This window comes from Synechococcus sp. R55.7, from assembly GCF_047461955.1.
GTDB lineage: Bacteria > Cyanobacteriota > Cyanobacteriia > Thermostichales > Thermostichaceae > Thermostichus.
Genome location: NZ_JANSIC010000029.1, coordinates 2325 through 11530, shown reverse-complemented (window position 1 = coordinate 11530; position 9206 = coordinate 2325). Strand labels below are relative to the sequence as shown.

Annotated in this window: 6 protein-coding genes and 2 pseudogenes; 4 read left to right on the top strand and 4 right to left on the bottom strand. The window is 60.9% G+C overall.

The window, feature by feature from the left end:
- Window positions 1–1092 (top strand): annotated as a pseudogene (locus tag NW820_RS02755) (hypothetical protein); the annotation flags it as partial.
- Window positions 1093–1100: 8 nt separating this feature from the next.
- Here the strand turns inward: NW820_RS02755 and NW820_RS02750 are convergent.
- From NW820_RS02750 to NW820_RS02735, 4 genes are all read right to left on the bottom strand, one after another.
- On the bottom strand, window positions 1101–1943 hold the full coding sequence (locus tag NW820_RS02750; RefSeq protein WP_414406627.1) for a universal stress protein: 843 nt from the start codon (window positions 1941–1943) through the stop codon (window positions 1101–1103).
- A gap of 101 nt (window positions 1944–2044) precedes the next feature.
- Window positions 2045–2857, bottom strand: a complete 813-nt coding sequence (locus NW820_RS02745; protein ID WP_414406626.1) for a hypothetical protein — start codon at window positions 2855–2857, stop codon at window positions 2045–2047.
- 139 nt (window positions 2858–2996) lie between these two features.
- Window positions 2997–4127 (bottom strand): hypothetical protein, encoded by a 1131-nt coding sequence (locus NW820_RS02740; protein WP_414406625.1) that lies wholly within the window; start codon window positions 4125–4127, stop codon window positions 2997–2999.
- Window positions 4124–5764 (bottom strand): hypothetical protein, encoded by a 1641-nt coding sequence (locus NW820_RS02735; RefSeq protein WP_414406624.1) that lies wholly within the window; start codon window positions 5762–5764, stop codon window positions 4124–4126. The genes NW820_RS02740 and NW820_RS02735 overlap by 4 nt, the downstream gene beginning before the upstream one ends.
- 294 nt (window positions 5765–6058) lie before the next feature.
- On the opposite strand from NW820_RS02735, the gene NW820_RS02730 reads away from it, so the two are divergent.
- The 3 genes and pseudogenes from NW820_RS02730 to NW820_RS02720 all read left to right on the top strand — a co-directional run.
- Window positions 6059–6460 (top strand): cupin domain-containing protein, encoded by a 402-nt coding sequence (locus NW820_RS02730; RefSeq protein WP_148202691.1) that lies wholly within the window; start codon window positions 6059–6061, stop codon window positions 6458–6460.
- A 147-nt stretch (window positions 6461–6607) separates the two neighbouring features.
- Window positions 6608–8545, top strand: a complete 1938-nt coding sequence (locus NW820_RS02725; RefSeq protein ID WP_414406623.1) for a cellulose biosynthesis cyclic di-GMP-binding regulatory protein BcsB — start codon at window positions 6608–6610, stop codon at window positions 8543–8545.
- 220 nt (window positions 8546–8765) lie between these two features.
- Window positions 8766–9206, top strand: a pseudogene (locus NW820_RS02720) (glycosyl transferase); the annotation flags it as partial.

The window sequence follows — 9206 nt, the reverse complement described above, 5'->3', positions numbered from 1 at the left end:
GAGGAGGTGCTGGTGTTGACGGGGCGGATCGGCTGCAGCGGCGAGCTGCGGGTACGGGTTTGGCAGGAAGGCGAGGAGAGCACGGTTTTCGAGGGGCAACGGCTAATTCAATTTCCCGCTGAAGCCCGAACGGCGGTGTTCAGCATCCCCATCACCCTGCCCAGCCGCGTTTGGACCCGTCCTTTACGGGGGGAACTGGCCCTCACTCCCTCTTCCTGGCGGGATGCAGACCGGCCTTCCCAGCCCTTGACGATTCCGTTTTCCGTCCGCTGTCGAGACCTTCGCGTCAGCGTTGCGGAGCAACAAGGCGGAGAGCTGCCTCCCGCCTCCCCTCCGCGTCAGTATTGGGGAGCAACAAACATCCCACTGGCCCGGTTGCGGGAAGACCCCCCCTTAACCTTGCTGTCTCCCGAACGCACCCTGCAAAAGCTGTTGCGCATCTGGCAACACAGCGCCCCCATTTCCGTCAGCGTTGCCGAGCAACAGCGAGAGGAGGACTCAGCTTCGCCCGTTCAGCCCGCCGAGACCCAAGCCCTCCGCTCCTTCCCGGAAAAGGATCCCCTGCCATCTGCGCCCAACCCCTCCGCTCAGCCCCTACCCGAAGCAGAGACGGCAGAGTTGCCATCGCCCATCTCCTCCCCTTCCCCACCACCCCAAGCTGAGGCCATCTTGCCAACGCAAGCGGCAGCCGGGATCCCGAGTAGCCCTGTAGCTCCCTCTGAAAACTCGCTGCTGCCCCCCGCTCCGCCTGGGGTTTGTCCAACTCCCCAACTGGTGGTGCCCGAGCAACTCCGAGCCGGAGACAATTTCGATGTGGTGTTGCGCTTGCCCCCCACGACCAACCCTGCTGCAGGCCATCAAGCCCCTTTTTGGATCAAGTTTTGGGTGAAGCATGGCCGCACCCGCTCGTTGGTGGATGGCCCCCGTTGGTTGCTGGACTTCTCCCGTGACGAGCAGGGGCAGTGGCAAGCCCTCACCCGCATGACCATCCCTCCCGGAGTCCCTGAGCTGATCTTTGAAGCTTGGGCCGTCAGCCCGGATCGTCAGCAGCAGAGTGACCGAGTTACAGAGCGCCGCTCCATACTGCCTTGAAGCCTGGCTCAGTCGCTGTCTTGGACGGAGCGCACCATCAGCACTGGGCAGCCGATGTGCACCCGCACATAGTCGGAGATGGAACGCCCCAGCAGCCGATCCAAATCGGGAATGCTGCGGGCAATGCTGGGCCGGCGATCCGGGGATCCCATCACCAGCAGATCGGCGTTGCTCTCGGCGGCTAAGCGGACAATTTCTGTGCCCGGATCCCCGACGGCAGTTAACACTTGGTGGCCGATTTGCCGGTTTTTGAGGGTGTCGATTGCCCGATCTAGGGCCTCATCTCTACCTGGGTTGTCGGCATCCAACTGCACAGAGGCCAGGAAGATCTGGGCCCCTTGAATGCCGGAGATCAAGTCAAGGGCCGTGGCAAAGGCGGCCTGGGCAGCGGGGGAGTTGTTGAGGGCCACCATGACATGGCTGGGGTATTTGACGTAGGCGTCGTCTTTGACCAGCAGCATTGGGCAGGAGGCGAGCTGGAACACATATTGGCTCACCGAGTTCTGCAAAATGGCCATGATGCGGTTGCGCCCCCGGGATCCCATCACAATCAGCGGATTGGGCAGGGACTCGGCCACCTGCAGCACCACCACCTTGGGATCCCCTTCCACCAGTTGCGTGCTGATCTTTAGCCCTGGGCGGGGGGGGAAAGTCTGCAGGGTTTGGGCCAGCAGTTCCTGCCCCTTTTGCCAGGCAGCCCGCATCTCCTCGGCAGAGGTCTGGGAAGGCACCGCATGCAGCAATGTCACGTGGCACTGGGCAAAGGCCGGCAGAGACAGAAGGGTATGCACCATTTGCTCAGTGGGGCCGCTGCCGTCGATAGCGGCAATGAGGTTCTCAAATCGAGGCATGGGATCCGTTCTCCGGGCCGTAGTTTGCCAAGACTCATCCTAGATCTGCCCCTGCGGATCCCTGTTACCGTAGGGGATATCCTGCAACATTTTGTTTGGTTTCAGTAACTTAGCCACACATAGCCGGTAAAGCCGCCGCCGGCATTGGTGTTGCGACCGGTCAAGAATTGAAACCCTCCCAAGCCCAGCGTTAACCCTCCCTCCAGCCGCCAGTTGAGCTGGCCAGAAAGCTTGAGGTTGTCGTAGTCGGGATCCTGAACGGCCAAATCCCCGAACAACAAAGGCGCGCCGTTGCCCAAGGTAAAATCCCCATCCAGGGCCAGGATGGCCTGCAGCTCAGGAGTCAGGTCTGCCCCGAAGGTCAGGTTGGCCTTGACCCGATCCCCGGGATAGCCCAAGTAATCTCGGAACGTGAGGCAGGAGTCGAAAAAGGCGGGCAGGGATCCCAACTGGGTATTGGCCGCCACCCCAACTTTGAGATCGTAGCCGAAAACACCGTACCCCAAGGGCAGGGGAATGTCTCGGGTGGCATATCCGGGCGGGATCAAGGCCGTTAGCTGAGCCGAGAAGAAGGGATCCCCGTTTCCCCAAGTATGGCGCAGGCCCAGTTCCAGATCCCGCAGGCCCTGGTTGCGCTGGGTAACGGTGTCAGCCCCGCTGGCAAAGCGATTTTCGATGAAAACGTAGCTGGTGTTGAGGTTGAGAGTGAGCTGATCGCTAAGGCCAGTCTCGGCGAAAAGGTTGAGGCGGGTTTCTCCGTACTCCGAAAGGGCCGGCTGCAGGCGTCCCCCCTGATCAAAGCGGGTGCGAGGCCGATAGACCTCCGGCTGCAGCGAAAAAAAAGTCTTGCCGGCACCGCGGGGAAAACCGCATCCTGCCCAGGCCGGCAGCTCCGGCGGCATTGCACTAACCACTAGACTCGCCAGCAGGCTTGCCCTTAGAAATCTCAGCTTCTCCATGGCAGGGATCCCGGCAGCTTCAGGGGGATTGTATCCCCAGGATCAAGCTCTGGGCCAAGATCCGGGACAAAACCGGCTTTGGAACGACTGCTAACTATGAGGTGGCAGCCGGCAAGCCCACCTGTGCCCGGAATTGGCGAGCGGCGGTCAGCGCCCCATAGGGATCCCCTTTGTAGAGGCCGTAGTGCATGAGGGAAAAGCGCCGCAGCCCCAGTTGAGACACTTCCCGCAGCCACTCCGGCTGGCTCATGAGCTGAAAGTCTGTATGGACGGTGTCGGCCCGTCCGCCACTGGGGTGCTTGTCTTTGATGGAGGGCTCGTAGTGGGCCAACATCAGGTTGGAGTGGATAGGGGAAAACAGGCGGCAACAGAGGCGGATCTGCTCCGGGTTACCGGGATCCGGGCCGTTCAGCTCTGGGTTAAACTCCCCTGGCCGCCGCTGGCGCATCGACTGGAAGGCGATCCCGTCCATCCGGCTCAGGGTCTCGGCAAAGGGCTCCACCATGCTGCGGCCTGCCCCCCGGGAAGGGTCGTCAAAGGTGGCAATCCAGCCCCCCCAGCACAGGGCCACTTCGGCCTCTGGCAGCCGCTCTTTGATGGCTTGGCGGGCTGTGAGGACATTGCGCATCAGGGCTTGGTAGTAGAAAGCAGTGTCGGCGTTGTAGGTATCTGCTGGGATCCGCCAGTAGGAAAACTCAGTAGCCAAGCTCCAGTAGGTGGGGCGGCCCTGAGGATTGGCTTGGGCAATATAGCCCGCCAGCTCGGCCACGTCCTGGATAAACTGCTGGGAGATGTGGTAGTCGCCGCAGGGGCGGTGGGTGTCGTCTTCCCAGGTGATGATGTGGAGGGTATAGCCCCGCTCAAACCACTGCCGCAAAAGCCCGGCCTGGTGCCAGTTGCGCCAAAAGGAGAGATCCCCCTGGCGGTGATCAAAGCTGTTCAGCCAGCCGCTCAGGAAATGGGGATCCCACCCCTGCGCCACTGCCGCCACCTGCGGATCCGACTCGATTTCCCAGAGGAAGCGACCGGGATCCTCGCCAATGCCCACCTGCCAGCGGGCCAGCAGCTCTGACAAGTTCATGCTTCCCGTCTCGGCATTTTCCGGGCTGCGACTCCCCTGCTGACTCAAAAACTCCTGGCCACAGCCGGCAACCCCATAGGCAGCCAGCAGCGCTCCGCCCGCTTGCAGCACCTGTCGCCGCTGCCAGGATCGTCTCCTTTTCATCTCCTCTCCTCCTGCGGTTCCTCTTGGTGTTGGCGAGCCCACAGCCGCACTTGGGGGGAGCTATAAACCTCCCTGAAGCCCGGCAGCCCCTCAAAATTGAGCTCAGGCCAAAATTGCAGGATGCGATCGGCGCTCCGCAAGGGATCCGCCAGCCCCGCTACCAAGAGGTAGTCCACCCTTTCCTGGGGATGCTGAAGGGCCAGGGCAAACTCGTACTGGTGAGGAGTAAGGAAAGAGCGGGGATCCCTTGCCCAAAAGATAGCCTCAAAGTGGATGTCGTCGTCCACCAGCACTTTTTGTCCGGGCAACAGGTGGCGATAGAGATACTGCCCAACCTGGCGCTTTTCCTGCCGCAGCCTCCGCCAGTCTTCTAGGGCTTGCCCAGCAGAGGTTACTTCATACAGGTTTTGGGCAGCTTCCAACTCGCCACTAAGGGGCACTAACCCTGCCACCAGCCGCTCCCAGAGATCCCGCTCCTCGGCCACCAGGGGCATGAGGAAACCCGGCTCTTGGCTCACCCCATAACCGGCAGTGAGGCAGTTCAACCCCAAGAGGGCAGTGATCAACAGGCGCTTAGCCCAGCCGGGGCCGGCTCCGCGACACAAGTAGGCGCCCATCAGCAAAGGCAGCGGCACCCAGAAAAGGCCAAAGCGGCTCAGCTCCCGCAAAAACAGCCCCTGCCCTAGAGAAGCCAGCAGGATGACCAGCGGCATCCCCCAGACCAGAGCCCATACCCAGCGACCCGGGCCTCGGCCCAGCAGGGATCCCAGCCCCAACAGCAGATAGGCAGGGGCCAGCACCGCCAGCCATTTCCCAGCCTCCAGCACCCCCCGCCAGCCACCCGCCTGCTGCAAGTCTTCCCGCAATTGCGGCAGCCGCAGACCGCTGCCCACCTGGTAGGTGAAAGCCCAGGGATCCCCTACCGACAGCCAATTCACATACAGCCAGCTCAGGATCAAGGCTAGGCTGACAAAGCCGGCCACCAACAGCGAGGCCCAGCGAAACCCCCAGACTTCTCGGCGAAAGGCCACCAGCAGCAGCATCCCCGCCCAGGGCAGCAGCCATCCGCTTTCCCAGCGCAGCACCATCAGGGGCCCCAGCGCCAGCCCAACGAGCAGCAGCCTCAGGGTAATAGGCAGCTCATCCCCTGCCGCCACTGACTTCCCCGCTGCTCGTTTCTCGTCAGCCAGGGGAAACAACAAGGCCATGTTTACCCCCAGCAAAAGCGAGGTGGCCGTCCAAGCGGGGCTGCGCAGCAGCATCAAGATCAAAGCCGGCTGCAGCACCATCAACAAACCCCACAGCCAGCGCCATCCCACCTCCACCGGCAAACGGCGTAACTGCCGCCACATCCAGCCCAGCAGCAAAGAGCCCAAGATGGTCTGCAGCAACAGCGGGGATCGTCCCAGAATGGCCGTGACCATCACCAGCAAGGGAGGAAAGGTGGTGCCCACAATGGGCAGGCGCGGATCCGGCCCCAAGGCCGCCACGGATCCCTTATAGCCAAGAAACTGCATCTCCAAGCTCACCCAGCTCCAGCCTTCCTTCAAACCCCACAGAAGGCTAGCCAGCAGCAGAAACAGGATCCCGGTAGACCCGAAGAGCCGCAAGAAAGCCCTGAGCCTGTTGAGAAACATGGGTTACTTCAGTAGCTTCAAGAATTTAGAATTAATTGGAGATTAATTGGAGGGTAACTGGTTAAATCGCCAATCGAGCCTCAAGAGCTATTTAGTGTTAATGAGAACATGTCTCAAGTAGGGCGTGGGGATGGGCTGACGTGTCTAGGAACTGGACACAGGGCTAGATTAGCATTCCCTGGCCTGAGAGACTTTATCTACGAGTTTTGGCGTAGGCCAATTCAGCCATATTGTCGATGAGGAGGTCTCGGATTCTGAGAGAGGATGGGGACGACTTTGCAAGGACATGATCTTATGTTGCAGGCTGTGCGGGACGTGAATGAAGCAGCAGTTCCAGCGCTTGAGCTGGTGCCCTCTCAAGCAGAGACCCGTCCCTGGGGATCCTTCTGGGTTTTGGATGAAGGCCCGATGTACAAGATCAAGCGCATCGAGGTGAAGCCTGGCCATCGGCTCAGCCTGCAGATGCACTACCACCGCAGCGAGCACTGGATCGTGGTCAGGGGCACAGCGAAGGTTACCCGTGGAGAAGAGGTGATGCTGCTGAGCTCCAACGAGTCCACCTACATTCCCCCCTGCACCAAGCACCGCCTGGAAAACCCCGGCACCCTTCCCTTGGTGTTGATCGAGGTGCAAAACGGGGAATATCTCGGGGAGGACGACATTGTGCGCTTTGAGGATGACTACGCCCGCCAGTAAAGGGATCCCCTGGGCATCCGAATCCACGATTTGTGCGTACAGACCCCGAAAGCTTACAGATTTCTGCATGTCGGGCAAACCTGGGTCAGGTAGGCCAAGGGGCTTGCCTGCACTAGACAAGTGAGGGATAAGCAAGAGGGGGTCAAGGTGACGCAGAAGGCAAGGCAGTGGGCTTTGTGGGTTGCCGGTTTGCTTTGGTGTTGCGGGCCGACGGCTGTCCACGCAGCGGAAGTCATTTCTCTGCAAAGGCTGGGCTACGACCGCTCGGTGCTGCTGCAAGGAGCTAACCCGCGTCTAGATATCGGGATCCCTGCCCCCCTCAACGGCCTTGACCCCGAGGCCAGCTTTGTGCAGTTGCGCCTGGATCCCTCGCCGGTGCTCAAGCCCACGTCCACGGTGCGGGTGCTGATCAACGAGGAGCTAATGGGCCTTTTTCTGGTGCGGGACCTGCGGCAGGAGCCGGTGGTGCGGGTGCCCATCCCCAGCTTGGCCGCTGGCGAGCGCTTTATCACCTTGTCGGTGCAGCCTTTCCTGAGCATCAGCGACGATATTTGCGCCGACTTGAATACCGGCAATTTGCTGCTGACGGTAGGGCGGGATAGTTTCTTTGAGCTGGCGCCCCTCGTTCCTGATGCCACGGTGGCCGGTTTTCTGGGCCGGCTGTATCCTCAGGTTACTTTGGTAGTGCCGGCTGACCTCACTCCTGAAGCGGCGGAAGCAGCCCTTTGGCTCTACAGCTTGCTTTCTCATCTGTTTCCGCAAACGCCTATCCTGTGGAGCAACCGTCCGAAGCAGGGGGCACAGGTGATCTTAGAGCCGGCCAATTTCACCCCCCACTTGCAGCATCAAATTACCCCAGAGGGATCCCGCCTGCGAGTGGCCGCCCGCCGGGAAGCTATTCTTGCTCTCTATGAAGAATGGAAGCGGGCGGGGCTGGTCAGCCGCGGCATCCAGGTGACAAGGGTGGCGGATCTGGAGAGAGCGCTCAGGGCCAACCGCCTCAGCCTGCGAGAGCTGGGGATCGTGGATCCCATGTTGCGGGGGTTTGGCAGCCAGTCTTTGGTCTTCAACTTCAGCCTGTCCCAATTGGGGGGGCGACCGCGGGATCTGGCGGCGCAACTAGACGTCATTATGAACCCGGTGGATGGCCGAGTGGGGGATCGCCTCACCGGCTACGTGTTCTTGAATGGCGTTCTGTTGCGCACCTACAACCTGACAGGCCGCACCCAGCTCAACGAGACTGTTACTCTGCCCACCCGCCTGCTGCGCCGCTTTAATCAACTGGAGCTCCGCTTTGACTATGGCGCCAGCCCCGGTAATTGCCAGGGATCCCTGACCCCGCTGACTTTGCAAGTGCGTTCCGATAGCTCTGGCCTTCTCTGGAGCGGCTACCAAGCCCCCACTGGCGAGCTGCAGGAGATCCCGGCGGTGCTTCGAGGATCCGGCCAAGTGTGGGTGGGGGATCCCCAGTTGCTGCCAGCTACTGCTTATCTCTTGGGTGCCCTTGGTCGTCTGTCGGCACAGCCCTTGTTGCCCACCCTCCAGTTTTTGCCGGAGGGGAAATCCCAACTCCAAGCAGAGAACTTTGCCTGGCAGATAATCGTGGCCGGGCCGGAGCAGGTGGAGCTCAACAGCCCCATCCGGCTGGGATCCCAGTTTGAAATCATCAATCCCCTGAACCAGCAGGTTGCCCTGGCAGCTCAGCCCCAGGAGAATCTCGGCCTTTTGCAATACTTTCTCCTCCAAGGCAAGCCCACCCTTTGGCTTTCCTGGTGGGGATCTGACCCGGCTTTGGCAGAGCGCCTCAGCCGCGGCCTTGCCGATCCGCGCACCCGCCTGGCCAACCAGCTACAGGGAAACGTGCTCACCGCCTATGCCGCTGCCCCCGATCTCACCCAAGTACAGAGCTGGGATCTCACGCCGGCAGGCTATCGAGTGCGCTACCCCGGTCGCTTCAGTTGGCAGCTTTTGTTGTGGCAATACCGCTATTGGTTAGTGCTGCTGCTGGCCCTTTTGCTGGCAGTAGGAGCCTGGAATACCTACCAACGCTTGGCCCGCCGCCCTGAGTCGCCCACCCTTTCCTAGGGGGGTTGGCAGAGGACTTCCGGTTAAACCAGACTTGAGTCAAGCAAGGACTCCGTCCCACTTGCGCGAATAGGGTTTCCAGCCACGCTCCATGCTCCAGTCCCTCAAATCCTCGCTTTTGCGCACGGGCTACCTTACCCGGCAGCAATTGGCTGAGGCTGAGGAGTATCGCGAAGCAGCTAGTTGCTCCTTGCCTAGGGCTCTTTGGAGCTTGCGAGTCATGCACCCGGACAAGTTTGTCAACTTGTGTCGCCAGATTCTGGACCGGCCTAGGCTGAGAGACTGGCTGCTCAAGCACTCCCTAGATCCAGAGCTGCCTTGGCTGATTGAGCCTATTGATTTGGTGCCGGTGCGCTTTTTGCCCTGTGGCTGGCTCGACCCGCAAACTGTTGTGGTGGCCACAGAAGAGCCGGGCTTCCCCGCCATTTGGCAGTCTGTGAAACACCTGTGCCCGGAAGCAGAAAAACTCTGGGAGATCCCAGCCACTGAAAAGCAGATCCTGACGGTCATCCTTGAGCGCAAGCTGGCCGCCGAGCTGCTGGGCAGCCGTCTTACCTTAGAGCAGTGGCAGCAGGCTTTGGAGATCCGCCGCCGCACCGGCTCCAGCCTGGGGCAGGTGCTGACCCGGCTGAGCTACCTCTCCACCCCCGAGTATCTCAGC